12 protein-coding genes are annotated in these 14,408 nt (G+C 55.4%); 8 read left to right on the plus strand and 4 right to left on the minus strand.

What is annotated here, in order from left to right:
- Positions 1 to 14: 14 nt before the first annotated feature.
- The 4 genes from BM029_RS10500 to BM029_RS10515 all read right to left on the minus strand — a co-directional run bounded on the left by BM029_RS10500 (position 15) and on the right by BM029_RS10515 (position 4,739).
- Positions 15 to 821: an alpha/beta fold hydrolase gene (locus BM029_RS10500; protein ID WP_092435698.1), complete on the minus strand. Its 807-nt coding sequence runs from the start codon at positions 819 to 821 to the stop codon at positions 15 to 17.
- A gap of 105 nt (positions 822 to 926) precedes the next feature.
- The gene (locus tag BM029_RS10505) at positions 927 to 2,516 is read right to left on the minus strand and encodes a benzoate-CoA ligase family protein (protein WP_092435700.1); all 1,590 of its coding nucleotides are present in this window, start codon (positions 2,514 to 2,516) and stop codon (positions 927 to 929) included.
- 126 nt (positions 2,517 to 2,642) lie between these two features.
- A complete protein-coding gene (locus BM029_RS10510) occupies positions 2,643 to 4,214 on the minus strand; it encodes a 3,4-dehydroadipyl-CoA semialdehyde dehydrogenase (RefSeq protein ID WP_092435703.1) in 1,572 nt (523 codons plus the stop codon).
- 51 nt (positions 4,215 to 4,265) lie between these two features.
- Positions 4,266 to 4,739, minus strand: coding sequence for a DUF4863 family protein (locus BM029_RS10515; protein WP_092435706.1), 474 nt, complete (start codon positions 4,737 to 4,739; stop codon positions 4,266 to 4,268).
- A gap of 229 nt (positions 4,740 to 4,968) precedes the next feature.
- Here BM029_RS10515 and BM029_RS10520 point away from each other — a divergent pair, with 229 nt between their 5' ends.
- The 8 genes from BM029_RS10520 (at position 4,969) to BM029_RS10555 (ending at position 14,384) form a co-directional block, all read left to right on the plus strand.
- The gene (locus BM029_RS10520; RefSeq protein ID WP_092435709.1) at positions 4,969 to 5,862 is read left to right on the plus strand and encodes a helix-turn-helix transcriptional regulator; all 894 of its coding nucleotides are present in this window, start codon (positions 4,969 to 4,971) and stop codon (positions 5,860 to 5,862) included.
- Between the two features lie 323 nt (positions 5,863 to 6,185).
- Positions 6,186 to 7,844, plus strand: coding sequence for a 2,3-epoxybenzoyl-CoA dihydrolase (gene boxC, locus BM029_RS10525; RefSeq protein ID WP_092435712.1), 1,659 nt, complete (start codon positions 6,186 to 6,188; stop codon positions 7,842 to 7,844).
- 78 nt (positions 7,845 to 7,922) lie between these two features.
- Positions 7,923 to 9,350 carry a benzoyl-CoA 2,3-epoxidase subunit BoxB gene (gene boxB, locus BM029_RS10530; RefSeq protein ID WP_092435715.1) on the plus strand — a complete coding sequence of 476 codons (1,428 nt, stop codon included), beginning with the start codon at positions 7,923 to 7,925 and terminating at the stop codon, positions 9,348 to 9,350.
- A 73-nt stretch (positions 9,351 to 9,423) separates the two neighbouring features.
- A complete protein-coding gene (boxA, locus tag BM029_RS10535; RefSeq protein ID WP_092435718.1) occupies positions 9,424 to 10,665 on the plus strand; it encodes a benzoyl-CoA 2,3-epoxidase subunit BoxA in 1,242 nt (413 codons plus the stop codon).
- Positions 10,666 to 10,754: 89 nt separating this feature from the next.
- Positions 10,755 to 11,561, plus strand: a complete 807-nt coding sequence (locus BM029_RS10540) for an enoyl-CoA hydratase-related protein (protein ID WP_092435721.1) — start codon at positions 10,755 to 10,757, stop codon at positions 11,559 to 11,561.
- Positions 11,558 to 13,102, plus strand: coding sequence for a 3-hydroxyacyl-CoA dehydrogenase (locus BM029_RS10545; RefSeq protein ID WP_244544999.1), 1,545 nt, complete (start codon positions 11,558 to 11,560; stop codon positions 13,100 to 13,102). Before BM029_RS10540 ends, BM029_RS10545 begins: the two co-directional genes overlap by 4 nt.
- A complete protein-coding gene (locus BM029_RS10550) occupies positions 13,099 to 13,908 on the plus strand; it encodes an enoyl-CoA hydratase/isomerase family protein (RefSeq protein ID WP_092435727.1) in 810 nt (269 codons plus the stop codon). Before BM029_RS10545 ends, BM029_RS10550 begins: the two co-directional genes overlap by 4 nt.
- Positions 13,905 to 14,384 carry a MaoC family dehydratase gene (locus tag BM029_RS10555; protein ID WP_092435730.1) on the plus strand — a complete coding sequence of 160 codons (480 nt, stop codon included), beginning with the start codon at positions 13,905 to 13,907 and terminating at the stop codon, positions 14,382 to 14,384. The genes BM029_RS10550 and BM029_RS10555 overlap by 4 nt, the downstream gene beginning before the upstream one ends.
- Positions 14,385 to 14,408: the final 24 nt, after the last annotated feature.

Raw genomic sequence — 14,408 nt, forward strand, 5'->3', positions numbered from 1 at the left:
GCTGTTGTGGTTTTTTAAATTCTGCGGGTAATGAAATGAGCAACTTCTTGAGTGAGCGCTTCTGATTGATCACGATGCGGTGAGTGGCCGCATTGCGACAGTACGACGATCTGTGCGGCAGGAATTTTTCGTTGAATTCCGTAGATTTGTTCGAGGGTGCCGTATTCGTCATCTTCGCCCTGAATCGCCAGAATCGGACAGTTGATGGTTGTCAGTTCCTGCTCGATATTCCATGCACGGAATGCGGGGTCGAGCCAGATATCGTTCCAGCCCCAGAACGCAGAATCGACATCGGCATGATAGCGACCAAGCTTGCTGCGTAAATCCTGCTTCAGATAAATTTCACGCGCGGCACGTATGCTGTCGATGGTGATGTCTTCGACAAAGATATGGGGGGCGGCGACGACAATTCCGCTGAGTTTTTGCGAAAAACGCGATGCATGCAGCAGGGCGATCGAAGCGCCATCGCTGTGACCGAACAGCCAGGGACGCGTGATTCCAAGGTGCGAGAAAAGGGCAGGCAGAACTTGATGTGCTTGCTCATGCATGAAGCTGACCGGCCAGCGTTCTTCTGCCGGCCTTGGCGTGGAGTGGCCGTAGCCGTAGCGTGAGAACACCAGTCCCGTAAAGCCGTAAGTCTGGCAAAAGGTCTCGGGAAAATCTTTCCAAAGCGCGATCGAACCGAGACCCTCATGCAGAAACACGATCACCGGGTGCTCGGAACGTTTTGCACCGACCCATTGATACTCCAGTCTGAGCTGGCTGTTTCGCCATTGAATATCGGCAAATTGGACGCTGCTATTGTGGATATCTGAACGCATTACCGATAGTTCCTTTCTACGCTCTATGCATTACTGCCAGGCACTCTCGCGATTTGCGGCGAAGGCGGTATTGATGATTTTTCTATTTCATCGGTCGTGCGTTTTTCAACCGTCGGTTCGGGTGCGCAACTTGAAACGCTGTATCTTGCCGGTCGCAGTCTTTGGAAGTTCGTCGACGAATTTCATCCAGCGCGGGTATTTATAGGGTGCCAGGCAACTCTTTACATGCGCTTTTAGTTCAGACTCCAGTTCAGGCGAAGGATGAATGCCCGGCTTTAGCACGATATAGGCGATCGGCTTGATGAGTTTGTCGTCGTCTTCCTTGCCTACTACGGCCGCTTCGAGAACGGCGGGGTGATTAATCAGCGCTGATTCGACTTCAATCGGCGAGACGTAAATGCCGCTGACCTTGAGCATGTCATCGCTGCGACCGGCATAGATGAAGTACCCATTCTCGTCTTCATGGTATTTGTCGCCGCTGCGAGTCCAGCCGCCGAGAAAGGTGCCGCGAGACTTCTCACGATTGTTCCAGTAAAGGGTGGCGCTGGTAGGGCCGGAAATATGCAGTTCACCCGTTTGGCCGCGCAACACCGGTTTGTCTTCGTCATCGACCAATCGTACGAGATAGCCGGGAACCGGCTTGCCAGTGGTACCGTAATGGACTTCTCCTACGCAGTTGGAAAGAAAGATATGGAGCATTTCGGTGGAGCCGATACCGTCGAGGATATCAACACCGAAGTGTCGGGACCAGCGTTTGCCTATTTCTTCGGGAAGTGCTTCGCCGGCCGAGATGCAACGGCGCAGCTTGAATTCATCACGCGCAGGCAGATCCGGATTGGCTAGTATGGAGGCATAGAGGGTAGGCACGCCGCAGAAGATGCTAGTTTGATGCTTGAGCAGTCGCGCCAGGACTGATGTGGGTGTCGGGCGTTCGGCCATGAGTATCGCCGTGGCGCCAACCGCCATTGGAAATGTCAGGCCGTTACCGAGACCGTAGGCAAAGAATAGCTTGGCGGCTGAGAAGATGACGTCATTTTCGTTTATGCCGAGGATCGGACGTGCATACAGTTCTGCAGTCTGGATCAGGCTGGAATGGACGTGCACCGTGCCTTTGGGTGCACCAGTCGAGCCTGACGAATACAACCAGAAGCAGGGCGCGTCGCGCGATGTGGATACGACTTCAAAGTCGCCGCTGGCCTGGTTCAACAAGGAGGTGAGTCCATCCGGGGCCTCGCTGCTGCCGGCTACGAGGATATGCTCCAGGGTCGGCACCTTGCCAAGCAGTGGCTGAAACAGGGGCTCCAATGCAGCCGAAATTACAGCAATTTTTGCCGCACTGTCGGTCAGCATATATTCATAGTCACTCTGGGTTAGCAGGGTATTGACCGCAATTGGCACGACGCCAGCCTTGATTGCACCAAGAAATGCCGTCGGAAAATCGATCGTGTCGTGGATGCACAGAAGAATGCGATGCTCGGCCACAACCCCCAATTGACTCAGAACATTCGCGAACGCAGAGGTTCTATGCGCAACTTCAGCGTAGGTGTATACGCCAGTGTCGTCAATGAACGCAGGCTTGTCTTTCCGGCCTGCCTGCAGATTGCGCTCGATCAGGTCATGTGCTGCGTTGTAGCAACGCGGAATATCGATGACTGGCGGGCTGACACTATGGTCAGCAGTGGATAAATCCGGCACGTTATCTCCTAATGTTGCGCATCTTAACGGGCGCTCAAATGTCATCATTGATGCAGATCGTCTGCATTCGTTAATGTCTCGAAAATTCGATCTCAACACTGTCGAATATGTTGCGAGTGTTGTTCCTCAAATGTTCCAGTCTGCTGCCGTAGGCGCCAGGTGTTGTAACGTGACAGACGATCCCTGTAGCGCTGTGCGACGGTGGTAAAAGCCAAGTGCGCGCAAACCGCCTAGTTCCTCGCCGCCACCGGCGCGACCTGGTCCGCCGTGGATCGATGCGGGCATCACATTGCCGTGACCGGTCTGGGTTTTTCCGACATCGGGACTCACCATGTGAACGCGACCATGTGTGCCAGCCAGTTCACGTCCCACCTGGGCCATCCATGCGCTATCCGCACTGAACACGGAGGCGACCAGCGATCCCAGGCCGCGATGGGCCAGCGACAGCGCATGCTCGGTATCGCGGTAGCTCAGCAAGGTCGACACAGGTCCGAATACTTCATGGTCATGTACCAGCGCGGCATGATCCGCATCGCGCACACCTAGCAAAGTGGGTGTAGCACATGCGGCGATCGCGGGGTCGGCATCGATCAGCGCTTGCGTACTGCCGTCGTATAGAACGGTGGCTTCGCTTGCCAGCCTGGCGATGCCCGCCTGCACGCTATCAAACTGCTCGCGGCTGACCAGCGATCCCATGCGCACGTCGGCATTACGCGGATTGCCCACGCTGACGGCTGCCAGCTTGGCGGCAACCGCTTCGGCCACCGCATCAAAATAGTTGGCAGGAACCAGCGCGCGGCGAATGGCGGTGCAGCGCTGGCCGCTCTTGGTAGTCATTTCGCGCACCAGTTCATTGACGTACAAATCAAATGCGGCGGTGCCAGGCGCGGAATCGACGCCGAGCATGGACGAATTCAGGCTGTCTGCCTCGATGTTGGCGCGGACTGAATGGCGGGCGATCGCCGGATGCGAGCGGATGATGGCGGCGGTATCAGCCGAACCGGTAAATGACACGACATCAAATGGCTGCAATGCGTCGAGCAGGCCGGCCGAACTGCCGCACACGATCGATAGCGCGCCGGCCGGCAGAATGCCGGATGCGATCACGTCGGCCACCATGCGATGCGTCAACCATGCGGTTGCCGTGGCCGGCTTGATGATGACCGGCACGCCCGAAAGGAGGGCAGGGGCAGCTTTCTCCCACAGGCCCCAGGCTGGAAAATTGAAGGCATTGATAAACAGCGCAACGCCACGTATCGGGGACAGGATGTGTTGCGACTGGAACAGCAGGTCTTTCGACAGGACCGCTGCGCTACCGTCGAGCAGCGTCTTCGCATCACCCAATGCGGCACCGATCTTTGCGTAATAGCCAAGTGTAAACGTGGCACCTTCGATATCAACGGCCGAATCAGCTTTGGTCGTGCCCGAGTTAGTCAGCGAAATATCGTAATAGGCGTCACGGTTGCTTTGCAGCACCTTCGATATGTCGCCCAGCATGGCGGCGCGCTGGCCGTAGGTCATCGCCTGTAATGCGGACGCGCCGCGCGTGCGGGCGAAAGTAAAGCCGACGTCCAGATTGTCGGCAGGGCCGCCGACGCGGGCAATCGACTCACCGGTGATCGGGTCCAGCAGATTAGTGACACGGCCTGACTCGGGCTGCCAGTCGTTGGCTAGGAAATTGCGGAGATAATCACTCATATGAAGTCCGTTAAATATGATGAAGTCGGAACCGTGAGGCGGGCATGGGTGTTACGGTACGGCCGAGGTGAATTCGATTGCCCCTTGCGGTAATAGATACAGCACCAGTGCCCGCCCCTCGGTAACTGTCGGTCGATGAGCGCTGCCTGGTTCGTACACACACCAGCCTGCCGGATTGGCGTCAAAGCGCGCCCCTCCTGTCAACGGCATGATCAAATCGATTTCGCCGTTCGGATGAATATGGTGAGGGCCGGCCACATTTTTCATGTCGACAACATCTACGCTGAATCCGTGCGTAGCTTCCGTGGCTTTCAATACGCGGCCATAGCGAATGCCGCCGCCTTCCCGATTGCACATCAAGCCTTCCTTGATGCCAATTTGGCATGCATTGAAAATAGCTTCAAACATGTCACTGCCCGGCCCATGGTCTGCGTTGAGATGGGCTTCAAGGGAGGAGTCGAGTGGTACACCGGCAATTTCGCCGGTCAAGCGACTGATGAGGGACTGAAAAGTGTTTGCATCCAATTTTAGTTCTCCAAATACGAGCGTTTATCGCTTATAGTTCCAAAAATAGCAGGGGGTGGAATTTATAGTGCATCTTGTTTTTAGTGTAGATGCATTATATTGCTCGTGTCAAGTGAGTATGCGAAACTATATTTCATCTGTCGCTGTATACTGTTGCCTGTGGTTAAATGGGTATATCAGTACACAATCAAGCCACAATCAGCGCATAATTTTTTTGACTACTTTATTTATGGCAAACCAAACCGAATTACCCAAAGATCCATTTTTGATTGCGCTTGGCGAGCGCATGAAGATGCTACGTTCACGGCGCGGATTGACACGTAAGGCTTTAGCGCGCATGGCTGATGTGTCTGAGCGTCACCTGGCGAACGTTGAAACGGGCGTGGGGAATGCGTCGATTCAGTTCCTACGTCAATTAATACTGGTGCTCAATTGCACGTTGGCAGAAATGATCGGCGATGAAACCACGTCCTCGCCGGAGTGGCTAATGATTCGCGAAATACTGCGAGGCCGTTCGGATGCGGAAATGGTGCAGGCACGCGCTGCGCTATCGAATGTGTTCGAAACACCTACCAGTGCCTCGGCGCGGCGGCAACGTGTGGCGTTGATCGGCTTGCGCGGCGCGGGCAAGTCAACCTTGGGGCAGATGTTGGCGGATAACTGGATGGTGCCGTTCGTTGAGCTTAATCGTGAGATTGAGACGCTGGCCGGTTGCAGTGTTGCCGAGATTCATGCCCTATATGGCCCGAACGCTTACCGCCGCTACGAATTCCGGGCGCTGGAAGATGTGATCCGACGCTTCCCGAATGCGGTCATCGCAACACCGGGGGGCATCGTTTCGGATCCGGCCACCTTCAATTTATTACTGTCGCACTGCTATACCGTATGGCTGAAGGCAACGCCTGAAGAACATATGGGCCGGGTATTGGCGCAAGGTGACGCACGACCGATGTCCGGCAATCGTGAAGCAATGGATGATTTGAAGCAAATTCTAGAAAGCCGTGCGCCCTTCTATTCCAAGGCCGATGAAATCTTCAGTACCAGTGACATCGCGCTGGAAGCCGCCTTCCTGACCCTGGCCGACCGCTTGCGCGGCACGGTCCGAGACAGATCTTTTGCCTGACGCATAGTCGGCTATCGCTTGCCGCCTGCCGATGTGCTGTGTGGCAAGCCTGATAACTTCGAACTACCCTCGCTGGCAATACCTGCACGAAATGCTTCTTGCCAATGACGATGGCACGGGCGGGGCGTTCTCGCGCCTGTCCGTTACGCCGCTGCCATCGGGGCAGAAACGCCTCTTCTTATTGCCCGCTTGATTGCCTTCTGTTTGAAAATTAGCCATTCCAGTTGAAAATAAATGCAATTTAGTGCTTTACTAGTACGGTAACATGCAATATAGTGCTCTTATACATTCTCAGATGTACTATCTTGCTACCAAGGAGCGTCATGAATACCTCGCCGCAAATTAATTACGAAACCAATCCTGCATCCTATAAACACTGGACCCTTGCATGTGACGGCCCAATTGCCACTTTGACCATGAATGTCAATGAAGACGGTGGGCTGAAAGAAGGTTACAAGCTGAAGCTGAATTCATATGACCTTGGTGTCGATATTGAGCTAAATGATGCCGTCCAGCGTATCCGGTTCGAACATCCGGAAGTGCGCACGGTAGTACTAACCAGCAGTCGTGATCGCATTTTTTGTTCCGGCGCGAATATTTTCATGCTCGGAAAATCGACGCATGCCTGGAAAGTGAACTTCTGTAAGTTTACCAATGAAACCCGTAACGGCCTGGAAGATTCCAGTCGCTACTCCGGCTTGAAATTCATCGCGGCAGTCAATGGGGCTTGCGCTGGCGGTGGTTATGAGTTGGCTGCTGCCTGTGATGAAATCATCCTGGTGGATGATCGCTCTTCTGCCGTGAGCTTGCCGGAAGTGCCGTTATTGGGCGTTTTGCCTGGCACTGGCGGACTGACGCGTCTGACTGATAAACGCAAAGTGCGGCATGACCACGCAGACATTTTCTGCACCACATCAGAAGGTGTGCGCGGTCAGAAGGCCAAAGACTGGAAATTGGTCGATGAAGTGGCAAAGCCCCAGCAATTTCAACAGGTTGTGCATGAACGCGCGTTGGCGCTGGCAGCAAAAAGCGACCGGCCAGTTGATGGTAAAGGCGTCAAGCTAACACCGCTCAACCGCAAGCAAACGGACACGAGCATTGACTACGAGTTTGTCAGCATCGCGATCGATCGTTCTGCGCGCAACGCCGTGTTGACCGTCAAGGCTCCAAGCGTTTCGCAGCCAACTGATATTGCCGGCATCGAAGCCGCAGGTGTGCAGTGGTGGCCTTTGCAGATGGCGCGGGAACTTGACGATGCCATTCTGCACATGCGCACCAATGAGCTTGAGATCGGCACCTGGATCTTGAAGGCACATGGCAATCCTCAAGCCGTGCTGGATGTCGATGCCACACTGCTGGCACACCAGTCGCACTGGCTGGTGCGCGAGACGATCGGTTTCATGCGCCGCACGTTTGCGCGGCTCGACGTATCGTCGCGCTCGCTGTTTGCACTGATCGAAGAGGGTTCTTGTTTTGTCGGCTCGCTACTGGAAATAGCGTTGGCGGCAGACCGCAGCTACATGCTGGCGCTACCCGATGCTCCGGAGCGGGCACCGCGGATCGCGGTATCCGAACTCAATTTCGGCATCTTGCCGATGGTTACCGCGCAATCGCGTATCGCGCGCCGTTTCTATGAAGACGAGACTGAAATTGCCGCAGTACACAACACGGTGGGGCAATTACTCGATGCTGGCCAGGCCCTTGCGCTGGGGATGATCACTGCGGATCCGGATGAACTGGACTGGGCCGATGAAACACGTATGGCCCTCGAGGAGCGTGCCAGCATGTCGCCAGATGCGTTGACGGGCCTGGAAGCCAATTTGCGCTTCAATGGCAAAGAGACGATGGAAACGCGTATTTTCGGCCGCCTGACTGCGTGGCAGAACTGGATTTTCGTTCGCCCCAACGCAGTAGGTGAACTCGGTGCGCTGAAGGTTTACGGCAGCGGCAACAAGGCGCAATTCGATATGAACCGCGTTTAAAGATTGATTGGCAAGTTTGATCAACGAGTTTCATCAACGATACCCACTCTTGCATTAACCCTGTTAAAGGAATTTACCGTGAGCACAATTGATTATAGTGAAAAGATTCCAAACAACGTCAATCTGTCGGAAGACAAGACGCTGCAGCGCGCGCTGGAACACTGGCAGCCGAATTACCTGAACTGGTGGCGCGACATGGGCCCGGACGGCTCAAGCAACCACGACGTTTATCTGCGTACCGCGATTAATGTTACTCCCGAAGGCTGGGCCAATTTTGGTCACGTGAAAATGCCGGACTATCGTTGGGGTATCTTCCTGGCGCAGGCCGAAGAGGGCCGCAAGGTCAATTTCGGCGAGAGCAAGGGACAGGACGCGTGGCAGGAAGTGCCGGGCGAACATCGCGCCAACCTGCGCCGCATGATCGTCACCCAAGGCGATACCGAACCGGCATCAGTAGAACAGCAGCGTCACCTGGGCCTGACGGCACCGTCGAACTACGATTTGCGCAATCTGTTTCAGATCAACGTAGAGGAAGGCCGGCATCTGTGGGCAATGGTTTATCTGCTGCACAAGCATTTCGGCCGTGACGGCCGCGAAGAAGCCGAAGCACTATTGCAACGCAATTCGGGTGACGCAGACAAGCCGCGCATTCTCGAAGCGTTCAATGAAGAGACGCCGGACTGGCTCGCGTTTTATATGTTTACGTACTTTACCGACCGCGATGGCAAATTCCAGTTGAATGCGTTGGCTGAATCCGGTTTTGATCCGCTGTCACGCACTTGTCGTTTCATGCTAACCGAAGAAGCCCATCACATGTTCGTCGGTGAATCGGGCATTTCGCGGATCATCAATCGTACTTGCCAAATAATGAAAGAGTTTGGCATCGAGGATCCGGAGCAGGTGCGTGCGAAAGGCGTCATTGATCTGCCTACCATCCAGCGATACCTGAATTTTCACTTCAGCGTCACCATCGATCTTTTCGGTGCGGATCAATCGTCCAATGCTGCCGCGTTCTACAGTGCCGGCTTGAAGGGCCGTTACGAAGAAATGAAGCGCGATGATGATCATTCACTGAAGAACAGCCAGTACCGCATCCTTGAAGTAGCGAACGGCAAGTTGGTCGAACGCGAGGTGCCGATGTTGAACTCACTCAACGAATTGCTGCGCGACGACTATATCCGCGACTCGGTGGCCGGTGTGGGACGCTGGAATCGTGTAATTGAAAAAGCAGGACTCAGTTTCCGTCTTGTCACGCCACACAAGGCGTTCAATCGGCATATCGGTCCGATGGCTGCATTTAAGATCTCGCCGGATGGCATGCTGATTTCGGAAACCGAATGGGCAGCAAATGTGCGCAACTGGTTGCCAAGTGAAGAAGACCGTGCATACGTTGCGTCGCTGATGGGGCGCGTTATCGAGCCCGGAAAAATGGCCAACTGGATTGCGCCGCCGCCAGTCGGCATCAATCGCCAGCCGATCGACTACGAGTACGTTCGGTTTAACTAAGCAGCAAATGAAATGGGTCGGTCAGAAAACCATCCCATTTCTTTATTTACCGCTTTTTTTGAAGAGATCCGCCATGAATGCTCCCGAACCGATCGTATTTATCCGGCAACATCTGATTGATCCAGAGGTGTGTATTCGTTGCAATACCTGCGAAGAAACCTGTCCAGTCGATGCGATTACCCACGACAGCCGCAATTATGTGGTGGATGTCGATATCTGCAACGGCTGCATGGCCTGTATTTCGCCTTGTCCGACAGGGTCGATCGATCACTGGAGAACAGTGCCGAAAAATACCGCCTATTCGCTCGAAGAACAATTCGGGTGGGATGAGTTGCCTGTCCAACAGGAGATGCCGGACGATGCGGAGATAACTATCGCACAGCAGGAGGTGGTCGAAGGAATGGTGGGCATGCAGATAAATGCGGCGATGTCCTCATCCTCAGCAATCGCGCCATGGTCGGCCGCGCACCCATATGTCAATCTGTACTTGCTGAAAAATCCGGTAATGGCGACTGTGGCGGGTAATTACCGGCTTACCGCGCCGGATACGCAAAGCGACATTCATCATATCGTGCTTGATCTCGGCACCCAGTTTTTTCCGATTCTCGAAGGACAGTCGATCGGCGTCATTCCGCCCGGTACCGATGCCAGCGGCAAGCCGCATTATCTGCGCATGTACTCCGTCGCCAGCCCGCGTGACGGCGAGCGCGACGGTTACAACAATTTGTCGCTCACCGTGAAGCGTGTAGTAGAAGACCATGAGGGTCGGCCGGTGCGCGGCGTCGGTTCCAACTATCTATGCGATCTGCAAAAAGGCGACAGCGTGCAGGTAACCGGCCCGTTTGGCGCCAACTATCTGATGCCCAACCATCCTGCGGCCAATTTGCTGATGATCTGTACCGGCACCGGATCCGCGCCGATGCGTGCGATGACCGAACACCGCCGACGCCTGGCGGCCAAAGGGCGGTCTGGGGATGGCAAGCTGATGCTGTTTTTCGGCGCGCGCAAACCGGAAGAATTACCCTATTTCGGCCCGCTCCTAAGGCTGCCGCCGGCATTTATCGACATGCATCTGGCGTTCTCCCGCGTCGAGAACCAGCCGCGCGCCTACGTCCAGGACAAGATTCGAGAGGCTGGCAAGGCGGTCACGGCACTCCTGAAAGGCGACACCTTTATATATATCTGTGGCCTTAAGGGAATGGAAGCCGGTGTGATGGAGGCAATGCGCGACATCTGCGTTGCTGCGGGTATGGATTGGCCGTCGCTGCACGCAAGCATGGTCAAGGAAGGCCGGTTCCACGTCGAGACCTATTGAGTCTGCCGATTGGGGCTGATTTGGTGGCAAAACTCCGCTATTGACTGCCATTGCCGTAATTTTGATGTGTCGTTTTTTACAGGAATCAAATGTCCAATACCAATACCCATTTCAAGACGCTCAAACTGGCCATCGACGAACGTGGTGTTGCACGCGTGACGCTGGCGCGGCAGGAAACACTGAATGCGTTCGACGAAACAATGATCGCCGAGTTGACCGAGGTATTCGGTGCGCTGGACAATGCGCAGGAAACGCGCATTGTCGTGCTGGCTGCCGAAGGCCGGGCTTTCAGCGCCGGGGCCGATCTGCGCTGGATGGAACGCGCCAGTCATAATTCGCAGGAAGACAATCTGGCAGATGCGCGCCGCTTCGCACACATGATGCAAATCATTCAGTCGTGCAGCAAACCTGTCATCGCGCGGGTTCAGGGTGCCGCGTATGGCGGCGGTGTTGGCCTGTGCTGTGCTTGCGACATCGTCGTTGCCGTACCGCAGGCACGTTTTGCTGTCAGTGAAGCCAAATTTGGTATTTTGCCTGCCGTGATCGGTCCGTATTTGAACAATGCTGTCGGCAAGCGCCATGCGTTGCGCATGGCATTGACGGCGGAACTGATCGACGCTGTGCGTGCGGCCCACATCGGCCTGGTGCACGAAGTAGTGGAAGCCGATCAGCTAGATATCGCCATTGAAAAGCTGATTGTGCAATTGCTGGCCAACGGCCCCGCTGCGCTGGGAGAAATCAAACATCTGTTCAGTCGACTCGCGATCGGCGCGATCGACGAAGATGTACGCGAGTTAACTGCACAAACGATTGCACGGGTGCGTTCGACACCGGAGGCGCGCGAAGGATTTTCCGCCTTTCTGGCCAAGCGTCCTGCAATATGGGTGAAACAATGAGTGAGTACCCGACGATGAAGCAGGAGTGGTTACTAAGTCTGCAAACTGCATCGAGGCAAGCTGTCGGTGTGATCGGTGCAGGCACCATGGGCGCCGGGATTGCGCAAGTCGCGGCAGCAGCCGGCCATCCGGTACGACTGTTGGATTTGCGGCCGAATGCGGCGCGCGCGGCTCATGACAATATTGGTGCGGCGCTGTCTGGACTGGTCGGCAAGGGACGCATGTCCGAACAAGAGCGCGAGGCGATTCTGGCACGCATCGTGCCGGTGGACGCACTTGCCAATCTGGCCGATGCTGCGCTGGTGGTTGAAGTCATTGTCGAGAAACTGGAAGCCAAACAGAGTTTGCTGCGCGAACTGGAAACACATGTGAATCGCCACACGATTCTCGCATCGAATACGTCGTCGATATCGATTACGGCATTGGCTAACGGCATGCAGTATCCGGATCGCGTGGTCGGCATGCATTTTTTTAATCCGGTGCCGTTGATGAAGCTGGTAGAAGTGGTTTCCGGCATGGAGACGGCAATCAGCGTGGCCGAGGCGATAGCCGATCTGGCGCGGCGCTGGGGCAAGGAACCAGTGCATGCAAAATCGACGCCAGGATTTATCGTCAACCGGATTGCGCGCCCGTTTTATGCGGAGGCGTTGGCATTGTTGCAGGAGCAGGCAGCTACGCCGCAGCAACTGGACCGGGCTGCCCGCAGTGCGGGATTCCGCATGGGGCCGTGTGAGTTAATGGATTTGATCGGTCATGACATAAACTATTCAGTCACGGTTTCGGTGTTCGATGCTAATTATGCGGACCGGCGTTATGTGCCTTCGCTGGTGCAAAAGGCCTTGCTCGATGGCGGCCGGCTCGGGCGCAAAAGTGGCAAGGGGTTTTATGAAGGTGTGGCGCCGGTAATGCCGGAGTTGCTGCTCGCCAGTCCGGCCGTCGCGATCGAGATTGTCGGCAATAGCGCGATAGCGGTACGGCTGGCGGATTGGCTAGCCGGCAGGCAGGTGGTATTTTCACGTTGTGTTGAAAGCAACTGGCATGGTTTGCGTATCGGTGATACACAATTGCACATCACCGATGGCCGGTGCGCTGCGCAAGTTTCGGCAGAACGTGGGACCAGAGCACTTGGCGTGATCGATCTGCCGCTGGTGTCAGAGCGCAGCGATGCAATCGCTATCGCGTTTGCGCCTGGTCTCGTTGCTGAAGAGCGGGCAGCGATATCGGCCACGTTGGCCGCTTGCGGTTTGCAAGCCATCGAAATGCGCGATGTACCAGGTCTTCTGGTTGCGCGCACCATCGCCATGCTCATTAACGAAGGTGCCGACGCCGTTCATCAAGGCGTATGCGATGAACCCGGGGCGGATCTGGCGATGAAGCTGGGTACGAATTATCCTGCGGGTCCGTTTGAATGGCTGCAGCAGATTGGCGTTGATTACACTGTCGATCTGCTCAACAATTTATTTTCCGCGTATCGTAGCGAACGCTACCGTGTCAGCCCATTGTTGCAGCAACGCTTCTGGAACAAAAGGATGCCGACATGAGCAGCGCCATTTCCGTAAACACCACCAATTTCCGGGTTGAACTCGACGCCGGCGGCATTGCTCACTTGATATTCCAAGCGGAAAATGGCATGCCTGTCACCGATGCGCAGGGACATGCGGCACTGGCCACCATCTGGCGCACGTTGGCTGCGCATCCACAGGTAAAAGCCATTCTGGTGCGCAGCGAGGGGAAGGCGTTTTGTGCCGGGGGCGAGCTGGGCATGGTGGAGGATATGCTCAACTCGGCGTCTGTTCGCAGCCGTGTGTTGCAAGAAGCGCGGGAACTGGTGCAAGGCATGATCGACTGTGACAAGCCGATCGTGTCCGCCATCAATGGCGCTGCCGTTGGCGCCGGACTGGCAGTGGCCTTGTTAGCCGATATTTCGATTGCTGCGCGCAGCGCCAAATTAATCGATGGGCATACCAAATTGGGCGTGGCCGCAGGAGATCATGCCGCCATTATCTGGCCGCTGTTATGCGGCATGGCCAAAGCAAAATATTATTTGCTGTTATGTGAAACGGTCAGCGGCGAGGAAGCCGAACGTATCGGTCTGGTGAGTCGCGTGGTAGATCTGGAGCAACTGCATACCGAGGCGCTGCAGATTGCACAAAAATTGGCCACTGGCAGCCAGTCGGCACTCGCCCATACCAAGCGTTCGCTGAATCACTGGTTGCGGGCGGCGTGGCCAGCCTTTGAAGCCTCGCTTAATGCCGAGATCATGGGCTTCGGACAGGCTGATGCACAGGAGGGACTTGCTGCGATCAAAGAGAGGCGTGCACCTAGGTTCTATGGAGATGCCGCATGAAATTCGCTGATCTGAGCGCAGGTAAACGCATTATTCTGGGCCCGGCGCAGGTGGACGACGAGGAGATCATTGCCTTTGCAGAAAAATACGATGCGCAGTGGTTTCATACCGATCCGGTTCGGGCCGCTGCGGATCCATGGAATGGACTGATTGCCAGTGGCTGGCATACCTGTTGCATCGCGATGGGCTTGCTCAGCAAAGGGATTTTGGTCGATTCCGAATCGTATGCATCTCCGGGACTTAACTATGTAAAGTGGCCCAATCCGGTACGCGCCGCTGACGTTTTGACGCTGGAAGTGATTGTGATCGAGTCCCGCATCTCTTCGACAAAATCATGGCTTGGAATCGTGCGCTGGCAATGGGTCATGCGCAACCAGACGGGCGCCACGGTACTAGATCTGGAGGCGATCAGCTTGTTCAGGCTGCCGAATACATCAATACCGGAAATTGGTAAAGCTGTCCCAGCTCCCACATAACGTCGCGACATATTTTTTATCAAC

The organism is Collimonas sp. OK607, from assembly GCF_900111995.1.
Taxonomy (GTDB): domain Bacteria; phylum Pseudomonadota; class Gammaproteobacteria; order Burkholderiales; family Burkholderiaceae_D; genus Collimonas.

Excerpts from the sequence above, each read along its gene's own strand:
- BM029_RS10500 (WP_092435698.1), bottom strand. The coding sequence starts at position 821 with ATGCGTTCAGATATCCACAATAGCAGCGTCCAATTTGCCGATATTCAA.
- BM029_RS10510 (WP_092435703.1), bottom strand. The coding sequence starts at position 4,214 with ATGAGTGATTATCTCCGCAATTTCCTAGCCAACGACTGGCAGCCCGAG.
- BM029_RS10520 (WP_092435709.1), top strand. The coding sequence starts at position 4,969 with ATGGCAAACCAAACCGAATTACCCAAAGATCCATTTTTGATTGCGCTT.
- boxC (WP_092435712.1), top strand. The coding sequence starts at position 6,186 with ATGAATACCTCGCCGCAAATTAATTACGAAACCAATCCTGCATCCTAT.
- boxA (WP_092435718.1), top strand. The coding sequence starts at position 9,424 with ATGAATGCTCCCGAACCGATCGTATTTATCCGGCAACATCTGATTGAT.
- BM029_RS10540 (WP_092435721.1), top strand. The coding sequence starts at position 10,755 with ATGTCCAATACCAATACCCATTTCAAGACGCTCAAACTGGCCATCGAC.
- BM029_RS10545 (WP_244544999.1), top strand. The coding sequence starts at position 11,558 with ATGAGTGAGTACCCGACGATGAAGCAGGAGTGGTTACTAAGTCTGCAA.
- BM029_RS10550 (WP_092435727.1), top strand. The coding sequence starts at position 13,099 with ATGAGCAGCGCCATTTCCGTAAACACCACCAATTTCCGGGTTGAACTC.
- BM029_RS10555 (WP_092435730.1), top strand. The coding sequence starts at position 13,905 with ATGAAATTCGCTGATCTGAGCGCAGGTAAACGCATTATTCTGGGCCCG.